The 14,439-nt window shown below is 65.1% G+C and carries 14 protein-coding genes; 3 read left to right on the plus strand and 11 right to left on the minus strand.

The genetic code is table 11. The annotated features are described in order from the left end of the window. Positions 1–22 precede the first annotated feature (22 nt). Both ccoS and CCX87_RS11660 read right to left on the minus strand, forming a co-directional pair. A complete protein-coding gene (ccoS, locus tag CCX87_RS11655; RefSeq protein WP_087746500.1) occupies positions 23–160 on the minus strand; it encodes a cbb3-type cytochrome oxidase assembly protein CcoS in 138 nt (45 codons plus the stop codon). Further along, positions 160–2,601 (minus strand): heavy metal translocating P-type ATPase, encoded by a 2,442-nt coding sequence (locus tag CCX87_RS11660; protein WP_087746502.1) that lies wholly within the window; start codon positions 2,599–2,601, stop codon positions 160–162. Before CCX87_RS11660 ends, ccoS begins: the two co-directional genes overlap by 1 nt. A 104-nt stretch (positions 2,602–2,705) precedes the next feature. Here CCX87_RS11660 and CCX87_RS11665 point away from each other — a divergent pair, with 104 nt between their 5' ends. Continuing rightward, positions 2,706–3,149: a universal stress protein gene (locus tag CCX87_RS11665; protein ID WP_087746503.1), complete on the plus strand. Its 444-nt coding sequence runs from the start codon at positions 2,706–2,708 to the stop codon at positions 3,147–3,149. Positions 3,150–3,256: 107 nt separating this feature from the next. Here CCX87_RS11665 and CCX87_RS11670 read toward each other — a convergent pair whose 3' ends face one another. The 5 genes from CCX87_RS11670 to CCX87_RS11690 form a co-directional block, all read right to left on the minus strand. Beyond that, complete coding sequence (locus CCX87_RS11670; RefSeq protein WP_087746505.1) at positions 3,257–4,843, minus strand: malonate--CoA ligase; 1,587 nt, start codon at positions 4,841–4,843, stop codon at positions 3,257–3,259. Positions 4,844–4,849: 6 nt separating this feature from the next. After that, a complete protein-coding gene (locus CCX87_RS11675) occupies positions 4,850–5,668 on the minus strand; it encodes an enoyl-CoA hydratase/isomerase family protein (protein ID WP_087746507.1) in 819 nt (272 codons plus the stop codon). A gap of 13 nt (positions 5,669–5,681) precedes the next feature. Then, on the minus strand, positions 5,682–6,674 hold the full coding sequence (locus tag CCX87_RS11680; RefSeq protein WP_087746509.1) for a Bug family tripartite tricarboxylate transporter substrate binding protein: 993 nt from the start codon (positions 6,672–6,674) through the stop codon (positions 5,682–5,684). A 63-nt stretch (positions 6,675–6,737) separates the two neighbouring features. Continuing rightward, positions 6,738–8,222, minus strand: a complete 1,485-nt coding sequence (locus CCX87_RS11685) for a malonyl-CoA decarboxylase (protein ID WP_087746511.1) — start codon at positions 8,220–8,222, stop codon at positions 6,738–6,740. Then, the gene (locus tag CCX87_RS11690; RefSeq protein WP_087746513.1) at positions 8,219–8,887 is read right to left on the minus strand and encodes a GntR family transcriptional regulator; all 669 of its coding nucleotides are present in this window, start codon (positions 8,885–8,887) and stop codon (positions 8,219–8,221) included. Before CCX87_RS11690 ends, CCX87_RS11685 begins: the two co-directional genes overlap by 4 nt. 367 nt (positions 8,888–9,254) lie before the next feature. Here CCX87_RS11690 and CCX87_RS11695 point away from each other — a divergent pair, with 367 nt between their 5' ends. Beyond that, a complete protein-coding gene (locus tag CCX87_RS11695) occupies positions 9,255–10,067 on the plus strand; it encodes a plasmid replication/partition related protein (protein ID WP_087746515.1) in 813 nt (270 codons plus the stop codon). Between the two features lie 52 nt (positions 10,068–10,119). On the opposite strand, the gene lgt is transcribed toward CCX87_RS11695, so the two are convergent. The 3 genes from lgt to CCX87_RS11710 form a co-directional block, all read right to left on the minus strand. Then, a complete protein-coding gene (lgt, locus tag CCX87_RS11700; protein WP_087746516.1) occupies positions 10,120–10,959 on the minus strand; it encodes a prolipoprotein diacylglyceryl transferase in 840 nt (279 codons plus the stop codon). Between the two features lie 200 nt (positions 10,960–11,159). After that, positions 11,160–13,016, minus strand: coding sequence for a dihydroxy-acid dehydratase (gene ilvD, locus CCX87_RS11705; RefSeq protein ID WP_087746518.1), 1,857 nt, complete (start codon positions 13,014–13,016; stop codon positions 11,160–11,162). A gap of 88 nt (positions 13,017–13,104) precedes the next feature. Beyond that, on the minus strand, positions 13,105–13,347 hold the full coding sequence (locus CCX87_RS11710) for a TIGR04438 family Trp-rich protein (RefSeq protein WP_086914023.1): 243 nt from the start codon (positions 13,345–13,347) through the stop codon (positions 13,105–13,107). Positions 13,348–13,464: 117 nt separating this feature from the next. On the opposite strand from CCX87_RS11710, the gene CCX87_RS11715 reads away from it, so the two are divergent. Further along, on the plus strand, positions 13,465–13,770 hold the full coding sequence (locus CCX87_RS11715) for a c-type cytochrome (RefSeq protein ID WP_086912012.1): 306 nt from the start codon (positions 13,465–13,467) through the stop codon (positions 13,768–13,770). Positions 13,771–13,863: 93 nt separating this feature from the next. On the opposite strand, the gene CCX87_RS11720 is transcribed toward CCX87_RS11715, so the two are convergent. After that, complete coding sequence (locus tag CCX87_RS11720; protein WP_087746520.1) at positions 13,864–14,331, minus strand: Signal transduction histidine kinase; 468 nt, start codon at positions 14,329–14,331, stop codon at positions 13,864–13,866. Positions 14,332–14,439 lie beyond the last annotated feature (108 nt).

The raw sequence follows: 14,439 nt of genomic DNA on the forward strand, positions 1-14,439 counted from the left end.
GGTTATTCAACATTGATGCATGTCAATCGTCCCGAAAAATGCGTTCGCCTTCTTGCTCCACGCTCTCGAACTGGCCGTGGTAAACCGCCCACCACAGGCCCGCAAGAACCATCAGCACCAAAATGACCGACAAGGGGATCAGCAAATACAGGATGTCCATCAGACCGGGTCCAGGGAAGATTGGGAGGCAGAGGTCATGGGTGCGGGGCCTTTCATCGGCTGCTGCGGGTTCACCCCCACCACCTGCACACCGGGCAGGGATTGGGACAAACGGGCGGCATTCAGCACCACCAGCAGCGAACTGAGCGCCATGCCCAGCCCCGCCAGCCAGGCCGGCATCCAGCCGACCAATGCCAAGGGAACACACACCGCGTTGTAGCCCGCAGCCCACCATAGATTCTGCTTGACCACCCGCAAGGTGCGGCGCGCCAGCAGCACAGATTGCGCAACCAGCAACAGGCTGCCACCCAGCACCACAAAATCAGCGCGCGCCTGGGCCAGCGGCACCGAGCGGCCAAAGGCAAACGACACATTCGCCCCCGCCAGAACCGGGCCATCGTTGAGGCCATCGCCCACCATGGCCACATGGCGCCCCTGTGCCTGCAGCCGCTGCAGGGCGGCCAGCTTGTCCTGGGGCGTGCATTCGCCCTGGGCCTGGGCGATGCCCGCCTGCGCGGCAACCCGCTGCACCGCACCCAGCCGGTCTCCCGACAGGATCTGCACCGCGACGCCCGACTGCTGCAAGGCACGCACCACGTCAGGGGCCTCGGGCCGCACGTCCTCGATCACATCGAAGCGTGCCAACTCGGTGAACTGGCCGTCGCTCCCCTGCCCCGAAAGCACCACCTGCAGCGCCTCTGCGCCGTCCTGCGCGGCCACGCCGGCATGGCGGGCCGAGCCCAGCCGCAGCAAGCGTGGGGGAAGCGCGCCCTGTGCGTCGTGGATTTCAGCAGTCAGCCCCAGGCCGGCATCCTCGCGCAGGTTCACGGCGCTCCAGCGCGCGCTGGCCACGGGCGCCGCCGCCACGATGGCGCGCGAGGCCGGGTGCATGGATTGCCGCGCCAGTGTGGCCGCCAGCGCCAGGGCATCATCGCGGCCCAGCCCCGGCGCGCAACGCACGGTCTGCACGGCCATGCCGTCCCGGGTGAGCGTGCCCGTCTTGTCGAACACCAGGGTATCCACACTGGCCAGGGCCTCCAGGCCCTGCAGGTTGCGCACCAGCACGCCGTGGCGGGCCAGTGTGCCGGCCGCCGTCAGCATGGCCACCGGCGTGGCCAGCGACAAGGCACAGGGGCAGGTCACGATGAGCACCGCCACACCCACCATCAGGGCGCGCCCCGGATCGGACGGCCACCACCAGGCCACGGCCAGCCCGGCCGCCAGCAGCACCGCCAGCAAAAATGGCCGTGCAATGCGGTCCGCCAGCTGGGCCAGGCGCGGCTTTTGCAGCGAAGCGCTTTCCATCAGCGCCAGAATCTGCGCAAAACGGGTTTGGCCACCAATGCCCTGCACTCGCACCTCGACCGGTGCCTGCAGGTTGTAGCTGCCCGCCGTCACCTGGCTGCCCAAGGGCCGCGCCACGGGCGTGGATTCGCCCGTGAGCAGGGCTTCGTCGGCCTGGGTGCTGCCCCGCGTGATGCAGCCATCGGCAGGAAAAGCCTCGCCCGGCAGCACGCGAATCACATCGCCCACGGCCAACCGGCGCGTGGTCACGCGGGTAAAGACGCCGTCGGCCCCGCGCCGCTCCACGCTGTCGGGCAGGCGGTTCATGACGGCCTCCAGCGCGCCGGCCGTGCGGTCGCGCAGGCGCAGCTCCAGCCAGCGGCCGGTCAGCAGGAAAAAGACAAACATGGTCAGCGAGTCGTAATAGACCTCGCGGCCAAAAACCCCCGCGGGGTCAAACGTGCCGGCCGTGCTCACAACGAACGTGATGCCCATGCCCAGGGCCACCGGCAGGTCCATGCTGACGCGGCGCAGGCGGATGTCGCGCAGCGCACTGCCAAAGAACGGGCCACAGGCAAAGAACACCACCGGCAGCGTCAGCACCCACGAGGCCCAGCGCAGCAACTGCTCCATTTCACCGGTCAGATCGCCCGGCTTTGCCACATAGGCGGGCCATGCGTACATCATGACCTGCATCATGCAAAAGCCCGCCACCAGCCAGCGCCACAGCGCCAGCCGGCTCTCGCGCAGGCGCTGTTCGCGCGCGTGGGCATCCATCGCCGGCAAGGCACGGTAACCCGCCTTTTGCACCGCGGCCATCCACTGCGACGGCAGCACCTGGCTGGGCCGCCACACCACGCGGGCGCGGTGCGTGGCGGCGCTCACGTCCACCTGCTCCACGCCCGCAACCGCGCGCAATGCGTCTTCAATGGTCAAGGCGCAGGCGGTGCAGTGCATGCCCTCCAGCACCACGTTCGACTCCCACACCGCATCGGGCGACGCGGAGGCAAGCGCCCCAGGAACATCCTGCGCAGCCCCCGCATCCCGGGCACCGCTGCCCGCCGGCCGGCGCAAGCGCCCGAACGCAGCCCATTCCTGCGGGTCATCCAGCAGCACATGCGCCGCCATATCTGGCAAAGTGGAGGAGTTCGTGGACATGGTTCGAGCCTACCGGCCAAGCATGACACGTACATTGACATGGATCAAGCTGCAAACCATGGTCCTCTCTAAGCTCTGACCACCCCAACTTTGAGGAGTCCGACATGTACAAACGCATTCTGGTTGCCACCGACGGTTCTGAACTTTCCAACAAGGCGGTTCAAACCGGCCTGTCCCTGGCCGCCCTGTCGGGCGCCACGGTGGTCGCACTGAAGGTGGTGCCGCGTTACCCGCGCAGCTATTTTGAAGGCGGCATGCCGGTGGACATGATTGACGTGAAGCGCATCGAGCAGCAATGGGGCGACGCGGCCCAGGCACTGGTGGACAAAGTGAAAGCCCAGGGCAGCGCCGAGGGCGTGACGGTCAAGCCCGTGGTGGCCAAGTCCGACCTGGTGGCCGAGGCCGTGATCGCAGCCGCCAAAAAACACAAGTGCGACCTGATCGTGATGGCCTCGCACGGCCGCAAGGGCATCAAGCGCCTGCTGCTGGGCAGCGAAACCCAGCATGTGCTCACGCACTCGCACATTCCGGTGCTGGTGCTGCGTTAAGCACAAAATATGCCGCTAGCGCTTATGCAATAAGCGCTACCAGCTATCAAGATAGAAGCAAAACGGGGCCCTCAAGGCCCCGTTGTCCATAAACGGCAAATCGACGCTCAGGCAAACAGCCCTTTGTGCTGCTCGCGCAGCAGGTTTTTTTGCACCTTGCCCATGGTGTTGCGCGGCAGCTCTGTCGCCACAAAACAACGCTTGGGAATCTTGAAGTTGGCCAGCTGCGACTTGAGCTGCGCCACGATGGCCTCGCCGTCGATCTGTGCGCCCGGCTTGGCGATGACCACCGCCACGCCCACCTCGCCAAAATCGGGGTGCGGCACACCCACCACCGCGCTCTCGGCCACGCCCGGCATGTCGTTGATGGCGCTTTCGATTTCTGCCGGATAGACGTTGTAGCCGCCGCTGATGATGAGGTCCTTGCTGCGGCCCACGATGCTGACATAGCCGCGCTCGTCCACCTTGCCCACGTCGCCGGTTTTGAACCAGCCATCCTGGGTGAACTCTTCGGCGGTCTTCTCGGGCATGCGCCAGTAGCCTTTGAACACATTGGGCCCCTGCACCTGGATGTTGCCGATCTCGCCCACCGGCAAGGCCTTGCCCGCATCATCGACCACGCGCAAGCCCACGCCGGGCAGCGCAAAACCCACGGTGCTGCCGCGCCGCTCGCTCTGGCCACCATGGCGCGCGTCGGCGCTGTAGGGGTTGGAGGTCAGCATGATGGTCTCGCTCATGCCGTAGCGCTCCAAAATGGTGTGGCCGGTGCGCTCACGCCAGGCGTTGAAGGTTTCAATCAGCAGCGGCGCCGAGCCGGCGATAAACAGGCGCATGTGCTTCGTGGCGTCCTGGTTCAGCCCCGCCTCGGCCAGCAGCCGCACATACAGCGTGGGCACGCCCATGAACACGGTGGCGCGCGGCATGGCGGCCAGCACGGCCTTGGGGTCGAACTTGGCCATCCAGATCATCTTGCTGCCGTTGATGAGCGCACCGTGGATGGCCACAAACAGGCCGTGCACATGGAAGATGGGCAGTGCGTGGATGAGCACATCGCCACGGCCGTCAGGCCCTCCGGTAGCCGTCCAGCCCCAGTAGTCCTTCAGCGTCACGGCATTGCTCAGCAGGTTGCCATGCGTCAGCATCGCCCCCTTGCTGCGCCCCGTGGTGCCACTGGTGTAGAGGATGGCGGCGAGGTCATCCGCCCCCTTGTCCACCGGTTGGTGATTGTCGCCATGGTGCGCGGCGCGATCGAGCAGGCTGCCCGTGCGGTCGTCGCCCAGCGTGAACACATGCTGCGTGCCGGCCGTGAAGGCGATCTTGCTCACCCAGCCGAAGTTGCCGGGCGTGCACACCACCACGGCGGGCTCGGCATTGCCCACGAAATATTCGATCTCTCCGCTCTGGTAGGCCGTGTTGAGCGGCAAGAACACATAGCCCGCGCGCAGCGTGGCCAGATACAGCAGCATGGCCTCGACCGATTTCTCCACCTGCACCGCGATGCGGCTGCCCTCTGGCAGCTTCAGCGACGCCAGCAGATTGGCGATGCGCGCGCTGGCATGGTCCAGGTCGCGCCAGGTGTAGCGCAGCGGCTCGCCCTGGGGCGAGGTGGCTTCGACGGCGATCTGGTCCAGATCGCTGGGGAAAGCAGCGCGCAGGGCGCAAAACAGATTGGCGTTGTGGTTCGGTTGTTTCATGGCGAATCAAAAAACAGGGGGACGTTTGGCCAGGAAGGCCGCGATGCCTTCGCGGTGCTCGGCACTGTCGGCATAGGCGTAGGGGTCGAGTGTGCCATTTACTATGTTTTCAATAGCTGCTTGCGGTTTACCACCGGGCGCTACAGGCACTTTTAATGCCCGAAATGTCTGCTTGTTCAGGCGTGCGGCTTGCGGTGCCAGGGCAGCCACGCGGCAGGCCGTGCCCAGCGCATCGGCGGCCAGCAGGCCGGGCTCGGTGACGCGGCTCAGAAACCCGCGCGCCAGCATGTCGGCGGCAGAAAAAGTGGCCGCCTCCAGCAGCATCTGGCGTGCGGTGACATCGCCCACCGCGCCCGCCACCAATTGCGCTTCACGCGGCGCCATGGGGAACCCCAGCCGGGCGATGGGGGCGCCAAAGCGTGCGCTGCTGCCGGCAATGCGGATGTCGCAGCAGCTGGCAATCTCCACGCCAGCGCCCATGCAGGCGCCGTCGATGCGCGCCACGATGGGCACGTCGCACTGGAGCATGGCCTGCAGACCACCCCAGACATCGTTTTCGTGGAAGTCGCGCAGCGCGGCGGCATCAAAGCGGAACGCCGGGTATTCCGAAATGTCGCCGCCGGCACAGAAAGCGCCGTCTGCCCCTTCAATCAGCACGCAGCGCGCATCCGGATTGCGCTGAATGCTCTCAAAAACAGAGCGCATCTGGCGCCACATGGCGCGCGACATCGCGTTGAGCCGGCCGGTGTGGCGCAGCGTGACCTGCACCACACCCGCTTCGCCGGCCGCTCCTGCGGCCCGCGCCGCGACAACTTCCCCTGGCATGCCATTCCTTTCTTCAATCCAGCCTGGCGCCGGCGGCCTTGACCACCTGCGCCCAGCGCCGAACCTCGGCGCTGACGAATTTTGCAAACTGCGCCTGCGCCATGCCGCCGTAGTCGGCCCCGTTGCTGGCCCAGATGGCCTTGATTTCATCCGCCGTGCCGATGCGGCGAATGTCTTCGATGATGCGCGCCTGCACGTCCGCCGGCGTGCCCTTGGGCGCCCACAGGCCGTACCAGGTGGTGACGGTGTAGTCGGGCAGGCCCACCTCGGCGGCGCAGGGCACGTCGGGAAAGGCCGGGTTGCGCTGGCTACCCGACACCATCAGCGCCTTGATGCGGCCGCTCTTGATGTGTGTGGCCGACGAACCCAGGCCGTCGAACATCATGTCCACATTGCCCGCAATCAGATCCTGCAGCGCCGGGCCGGCACCGCGGTAGGGAATGTGCGTGATGAAGGTGCCCGTCTGCTGCTTGAACAGCTCGCCGGCCAGGTGGTGCGATGTGCCCGCGCCCGCCGAGCCGTAGTTGAGCCTGGCCGGGTTGCGCTTGACGTGTTCCAGAAACTGCTTGAAATTGCTGGCCTGCACGGCCTTGGGGTTGACCACCAGCACCTGCGGCACATTGGCCAGCAGCGCCAGGGGGATGAAGTCTTTCTCGATGTCGTAGTCAAGCCGGGGATACATCGATGGCGCGATGGCATGGTGCACCGCGCCCATGAACAGGGTGTAGCCATCGGGGGCGCCCTTGGCCGCATAGCTGGCGCCCACGGTGCCGCCCGCCCCGCCCCGGTTGTCAATCACCAGCGTCTTGCCTGTGACCTTGGCAAACTGCGCGGCCAACGGCCGCGCAAAGGCGTCGGTGCCGCCCCCGGCGGGAAACGGCACCACCAGGTTCACCGGCTTGTTGGGCCAGGCCGACTGTGCCCAGCTGCCGCCCGAAGCCATTGCCAGCCCCGCGGCGGCGGCGCCTGCCAGCAGCGTGCGGCGCTGCATGCGTTGTTCTTTCATTTTGTCTCCTGTCGTCGTTGTAAAAATGGAAAGAGAAGAACCTAAAAATTCTCGGTGCGCGGCTTATCCGCCGCGGCAAAGGCTTTCGATGTCTCCCGACATAGGCACTTTGCCCTGCGCAAGCAGATTGCGGTACTTGTCGATGCGCTTGAGGTCGTACAGATAATTCACCATCAGTCCAAACGATTGTTTCATTCCCTTGGCCGACGGGTCGCCGGCCCAGTTGAGCCGCTCCACACGGGCCCCGTTGCCCAGGTGAAACCGCGCCACCGCATCCACGGGCTTGCCATCGTGCAGCTCGCGGCCCAGATAGAAAGCGGCGCATTCCAGCAGTGCCTGGCGCACGGGCGAGCGCGCATCGAGCTCCAGCGCCTTGTCCGCGGCGGCAAGCAGGTGCGTGGCCTGCGGCGGCTCGGCCCCCAAAGCGCGGCCCAGTTCGGCGCGGCGCTTGTCGTCCAGGCGCTCCAGCATGGCGCCGGCGTTCTTGCCCAGCCAGGCCCGAAAGCCCGGTATGGGCGACAGCGTGGCAAAAGTGCGCAGGCGCGGAAACTCGGCTGTGAGCGTTTCCACCACATGCTTGATGAGCGAATCGCCAAAGCTCACGCCGCGCAGCCCCGGCTGCGTGTTGCTGATCGAATAGAAGATGGCGGTGGTGGCCTTTTTCAGGTCGGCCGGTGCCGCCGCTTCGTCCAGCAGCGGCGTGATGCTGCTGGAAATGTGGTCCACCAGCGCCACTTCGACAAAGATCAGCGGCTCGTTGGGCAGGCGCGGGTGAAAGAAGCCGTAGCAGCGGCGGTCGCTGTCGAGCCGGTTTTTCAGGTCGGCCCAGCTGCGGATGTCGTGCACGGCCTCGTATTTGATGAGCTTTTCGATCAACGAGGCCGGCGAATCCCACGACAGGCGCTTGAGCTCCAGAAAAGCCACGTCGAACCAGGTGGAGAACAGGTGCTCCAGATCTGCGTCCAGGGCCACCAGGCGCTTGTCGGACTTGAGCTGGGGCAGCAGCTCGGCGCGCAGGTCCACCAGAAAGCGCATGCCCTCGGGAAACACCGCAAAGCGCTGCAGCAGCCGCGTGCGCGGCGACACCAGCGAGCGGCGCAGACTGATTTCGGCCTGCATTTCGTCCGCCGTGCCGGCGGCGGCTTCGTAGCGCTGGCGTGCCGACTGAAAGCGCGTGGCATCGGGCGCGAACTGCTCGCACAGCAGCAGCCACATGTCGCGCCGCTCTTCGGGTGCGGCCTGGCCGTACCACGCGGCCACGGCCTGGGCGCGGCGGCCGCCTTCCAGTTCACTGACCTGCGGCGCCACCACTTCCTGCAGATCGGCCAGCAGGCGGCGCAGCGCGCGCGGCGACAGCGACTCGTTGCCACGCCGCAGCGTGGCCTGCAGGCGCTCGTGGGTGGAGCGCGGCGCCGGGGCCTTGGCGGCGCCATCGGCGGCCTGCTTGTCGGTTGCCGCTTTGGGCGCCTTGGGTGTCTTGTCGGCTAAAGCTGCTCCGGAGCGCAGGCGCGAAACGCTGCGGGTGATCCATTCGGTGGTATTGGTCATGGGTTCAATCGGGATTGTTGATTGCGGGCAACATCACGCAGCGCCTCGCGCTGGTGCAGCAGATGGGTGCGCATAGCCGATTCGGCGGCTTCGCTGTCGCGGCGTTTGAGGGCGTCAAACACCGCCAGGTGCTCGGCCAGGCTTTGCTGCAGGCGCCCCGGCGCATGCAATTGCTGTAGGCGGGCCAGGCGCAATATCTTGCGCAAATCACCGATCACCTGGGCCAGCCAGCGGTTGTCGGCCAGCGTGATGAAGGCCTCATGGATAGCGTGATTGACCGCGTAGTAGTCGGTGATGCGCCCCTCGGCAGCGCACTGCTGCAGGCGGTGGTGCAGCACCTCCAGCGCGGCCACATCGGCATCGCCTGCCCGGCGGGTGGCTTCATGCGCCGCGCGGCCCTCCAGCAGCGCGATCACGGGGAAGATTTCGTCCAGATCGCGCTCAGTGACCTCGGCCACAAAGCAGCCCCGGCGCGGCTCGTGGCGCAGCAGGCCTTCGGCCACCAGCACCTTGAGTGCCTCGCGCAGCGGGGTGCGGGATATGGCCAGCCGCTCGCACAAGGCGGCTTCATCCAGGAAACTGCCCGGTGGCAACGATCCCGCAAAGATCTGCTCGCGCAGCCGCGATGCGGCTTCATCGTGCAGGGAATTGGGAACGGTGCGCATGGCGGGAAATGGCTCCTGGGTTGGCCAGAGCACCTGCGGGTGGCGCACACCTCAGCAAGGGCCCAGCGTCTTATCGTCTCGCAATCCCATCAAACAGGGCCTCAACGCGGCATATTTGACGTAATTTCTGGTAATTATTGGAAATGACGCGCCAAAAATCCATCAGGGCTTACCAGCAGGCTCCACCAAGGTCGCCAGCCGACGCGCCAAAAGAACACGGTTGCCAGCACCCCGAGGCGGGGCCCCTTGCCGTGTTGTCTGCCCGCCTGGCCGGCTCGCAAGTAGCCGCCGCCAGCGCGGTGCACGGTGCACGGCGCACGGTGCACCTACAATGCCGCCCCTGCCCTGCTCCCCCTATTGCGCGCCCATGAACATCGTCATCAACCAAGACCTTCAAGCCTATATCGATCCGCTGACCCCGGAGGAACACGAGTCGCTGGAGCGCAGCCTGCTGGCCGAGGGATGCCGCGACGCCCTGGTGCTGTGGGGCGATGTGCTGGTGGACGGACACAACCGCTATGGCATCTGCCAAAAGCATGGCCTGCCGTTCCAGACGGTGCAGAACACGCGCTTTCAGTCGATGGAAGACGTGCACCTGTGGATGATCGACCAGCACCTGGGCCGGCGCAGCGTTTCAGACTTTCAGCGCGGCGTGCTGGCCCTGCGCAAACGCGAGATCGTGGCCGAGCGGCGCGCCGCCTTGGCAGCAGCCGGCCCTGCGCCAACGCCCACCGTGCACGACACGGCAGGCAACGCCGAGCCCCCGGCCCCAGCCACCCCGGAGCTGGCGCCCGAACCCCTGAACAGCCGCGAGGCCATTGCCCGGGCGGCGCGATTGAGCAGCAGCCAGGTGGTGATGATCGAAAAAATCCGCAGGCAGGCGGCGCCCGAAGTGGTGGCTGCCGTCAAGTCCGGCACGATCTCGCTCAATGCCGCAGCCGCAGTGGCCAGCCTGCCTGCCGAAGAACAGGTGGCGGCAGCCATCGCCGGCAAGGACGAGCTCAAGCAGGCGGCCAAGCGCGTGCGTGACGCCAAGCGCAAGCCGCGCGAGGAAACGGTTGCACCAGCAGGTGACGCCGAGCCCGACACGGTGGCCGCCCTGCAGCAACGGGTGGCCGAGCTGACGGCCGAGAACGCCGCCCTGCGCCAGCAGGTGGCCGCACTCAGCGCGCGGCAGTAACTATACTTTTAATAGCTGCCAGCGCTTGATGCAAAAGCGCTAGCGGCATATTTCATCTGGATTTTCGTGGCACATTTCGTGGCGTAACAGGCTGGCGCTGCGCCCACACCCACAGGCCCACGCCGGCCACGATCATCGGCAGGCACAGCCACTGGCCCATGCTCATGCCCAGCGAGAGCAGCCCCAGGAAGGCATCGGGTTCACGGAAATACTCGGCAATGAAGCGGAACACGCCGTAACCCACCAAAAACGCCGCTGCCACCTGGCCCTGGCGGCGCTCGCGGCGCGCATACAGCCACAACAGCACAAACAGCAGCAAGCCTTCCAGCAGAAACTGGTACACCTGCGACGGGTGGCGCGGCTGCATCGAGCCGCTGTGCGCAAAGACCATGCCCCAGGGCAGGTCGGGGCTGGCAAAACGGCCCCACAGCTCGCCATTGATGAAATTGCCCACGCGCCCGGCCGCCAGCCCCGTGGGCACGCAGGGCGCCACGAAATCGGCCACCTGCAGCCAGGGGCGCTTGCGCGAATGGGCAAACCACAGCATCGCCGCAATCACGCCCAGCAACCCACCATGAAAGCTCATCCCGCCCTGCCACACGGCAAAAATCTCCAGGGGATGGGTAAGGTAGTAACCCGGCTTGTAGAACAGGCAGTAGCCCAGCCGCCCCCCGGCCACCACGCCGACCACGCCCAGAAAAAGAATGTCCTCGACATCCCTGCGTGACCAGGCGCCCGGCCCGGTGATGGACGCAAAGGGTTCATGGCGCAGGCGGCGCATGCCCAGCAGCATGAACAGGCCAAAGGCGGCGAGATAAGTCAGGCCATACCAGTGCACGGCCAAGGGGCCGATCTGCAGGGCAACGGGGTCGATGTGGGGGTAGGTCAGCATGGTGGGCGGTATTGTGCCCGGCGCGACGCGGCGGAGCGGGAACCTGGACGGTAATGCCTGGCAATTGCAAGGAAAATTGCCCCTCAGCGCATATACACCAAGCGCTTCAAGCTATCAATAAAAGAGCACCAAAAAAAGAAAACCCACCAGCGGGTGGGCCGGCGGGTTTTGGCAGGCGGCGCCTGGGCGCCGGGGCAGTGTCAGTCCAGCAGCGACAGGTCGCGCACGGCGCCCTTGTCGGCCGACATCACCAGTTTGGCATAGGCCTTGAGGGCGGCGGACACCTTGCGCGGCCGTGGCTGCGCGGGCTTCCAGCCCAGCTTGTCCTGCTCGGCTCGGCGCTTGGCCAGTTCTTCGTCCGACACCAGCACGTTGATGGAGCGGTTGGGAATGTCGATGCGGATGCGGTCGCCATTGCGTACCAGGCCAATCGCGCCACCGGCAGCGGCCTCGGGCGAGGCATGGCCGATGGACAGGCCCGAGGTGCCGCCGGAGAAGCGCCCATCGGTCAGCAACGCGCAGGCCTTGCCCAGGCCCTTGGACTTGATGTAGCTGGTGGGGTACAGCATCTCCTGCATGCCGGGGCCGCCCTTGGGGCCTTCGTAGCGCACGATCACCACGTCACCAGCCTTCACCTTGTCGTTCAGAATATTGGCCACGGCCTCGTCCTGCGACTCGGTCACATGGGCTGTGCCTTCAAACACCAGCAGCGCGTCGTCCACGCCAGCGGTCTTGACCACGCAGCCGTCCAGCGCGATGTTGCCACGCAGCACGGCCAAGCCGCCCTCTTGCGAGAAGGCGTGGTCGCCCGAGCGGATGCAGCCCTTGGCGCGGTCCAGGTCGAGGCTGGGCCAGCGTGCGTTCTGGCTGAACGCCACCTGCGTGGGGATGCCGCCGGGGCCAGCCATGTAGAAGGTCTTGACCGCGTCCGATGGGTTGCGGGCAATGTCCCATTCGTCCAGCGCGTCCTTCATGGTTTTGGCGTGCACGGTAGGCGTGTCGGTGTGCAGCTTGCCGGCCCGGTCCAGCTCGCCCAGGATGGCCATGATGCCGCCCGCGCGGTGCACGTCTTCGATGTGGTACTTGTCGGTGTTGGGCGCCACCTTGCACAGCTGCGGCACCAGGCGCGAAAGGCGGTCGATGTCGGCCATCGTGAAGTCGATTTCGGCCTCTTGCGCGATCGCCAGGATGTGCAGGATGGTGTTGGTCGAGCCGCCCATGGCGATGTCCAGCGTCATGGCGTTTTCGAACGCCTTGAAGCCCATCGAGCGTGGCAACACGCTGTGGTCATCTTGTTCGTAGTGGCGCTTGCACAGTTCCACCACCAGACGGCCGGCGCGTTTGAAGAGCTGCTCACGGTCGGCGTGCGTCGCCACCACCGTGCCATTGCCAGGCAGCGAAAGGCCCAGCGCTTCGGTCAGGCAGTTCATCGAATTGGCGGTGAACATGCCCGAACACGAGCCGCAAGTCGGGCAGGCAGAGCGCTCGATTTCGGCCACGTCGGCGTCAGACACCTTGTCATCCGCCGCCATCACCATGGCGTCAATCAGGTCGAGCTTCTTGAAGGTGACGGCATGGGTGGTGGGGTCGGTCTTGTTGACCTTGCCAGCCTCCATGGGGCCGCCCGAAACAAACACCACGGGAATGTTCAGCCGCATGGCCGCCATCAGCATGCCGGGCGTGATTTTGTCGCAGTTGGAGATGCACACCATGGCATCGGCGCAGTGCGCGTTGACCATGTATTCGACCGAGTCCGCAATGATGTCGCGGCTGGGCAGCGAATACAGCATGCCGTCGTGGCCCATGGCGATGCCGTCATCCACGGCGATGGTGTTGAACTCCTTGGCCACACCGCCTGCCGCTTCGATCTCGCGGGCGACGAGCTGGCCCAGATCTTTCAGGTGCACATGGCCGGGCACGAACTGGGTGAACGAATTGACCACCGCAATGATGGGCTTTTGAAAATCGTCGTCCTTCATGCCGGTGGCACGCCAGAGCGAACGCGCACCTGCCATGTTGCGACCGGCAGTGGAGGTTTTTGAGCGGTAAACAGGCATCGTGATGTGTGGTAAAGGGTTACTCGGGAATCAGGGGCAATGTATGGGCAATTATCTCTGCGGGGGTTACCCCGCGATACCACAAGGCCTAACGCGGCTTGCGCGGCTGAATGCCCAGCGCTTCCTTGTGCTTGTTGATGCGGTCCTGCTTGCGCTGGTCCATCTTTTCCATGGCCTTGCGCTTGGTGTAACCCGTGGCGTCGGCCCATGCCCACCACAGGGCCGTGATGGCAAACGGCGACAGCACCCACCACCATGACCACGCGGCAACCGGTTCGATTTCAAGGTATTTCAGCAACGCCAGAACAAGACCGAGGCCCAACAGGTACATCTTCAACTCCAAAAAACGCATATTCGATGAATGAATTGACAAAAGACATGGAAACGTCAACCCAAATCACTACAATTTCGTTATAAGCACTGTAACCTAACCTCAGGAAACTCCACCATGAAACGCACCCTGATCGCTCTTGCCATGACACTGTCGGTCGCAGCCCCCGCAATGGCCGATCTGGCATTGGCCACGTCGAAGAATTGCATGGCATGCCATGCAGTGGACAAGAAAATGGTCGGCCCCTCGTACAAGGATGTGGCTGCCAAGTACGCCGGCCAAAAGGACGCGGTGGACAAGCTGGCCGCCAAGATTGTCAAGGGTGGTTCTGGCGTGTGGGGCCCCGTTCCCATGCCCGCGAATGCACAGGTCAATGAAGCAGACGCCAAGAAACTGGCTGCCTGGGTTCTGACGCAAAAGTAATTCGGCAATGTGCCGCTGCAGAGCGCACGCTCTGCATCCTCTGGCCGCGCTTTCCCTCTGGGAGCGCGGCCTTTGTTTTGGAAGCGCTCCTTCTCACACGATGCTGCTTCCCGGACGCGCCCGCAGCTGTTGCTCCAGTTGCCCCACATAGGCAGCCGTGGAGTTGTCCGATTCTTCAGCCCTTGCGGTCAGGCGGGACTCCAGGTTGTTCAGCCGCTCCAGCAACGCTGCCTGGGCCTGCACATGCTGGGCTTCGAGAAAGCTGCGCAGCTCGGTAAAACGCGACGCTTCGGCCTTGTCGGCCAGTTCGCGCTGCGCCTGCATTTCCTTGGTATGGCGGCGTGCATCCATCAGCACCGAGCCCTGCAAGGAAAGCACATAGGCCACACCGAACACACCCAACAGCGCGGTCAGCCCCAGCATCAGCAAGCCCAGGGGGGCCTCGAAGGTCATCAGCCCTACCGACACCATGGAAGACGCTGCCAGCAGTTCCCAGTTCAGCGCAGCCAGGGCGGTGATGGCCAGCACGATGATGAGCAAGATGGTCGATCGCATTTGCATAAAAGTACTCCAGTAAACAAACGACGTCCCAGTCGATATGGCCGGGATGCGGGTGTTGTGTTGTACCTCATGCCCACCTGACGCACGCAGGAAAATCCCGCAAGCGCT

It is taken from the genome of Acidovorax sp. T1 (genome assembly GCF_002176815.1).
GTDB lineage: Bacteria > Pseudomonadota > Gammaproteobacteria > Burkholderiales > Burkholderiaceae_C > Acidovorax.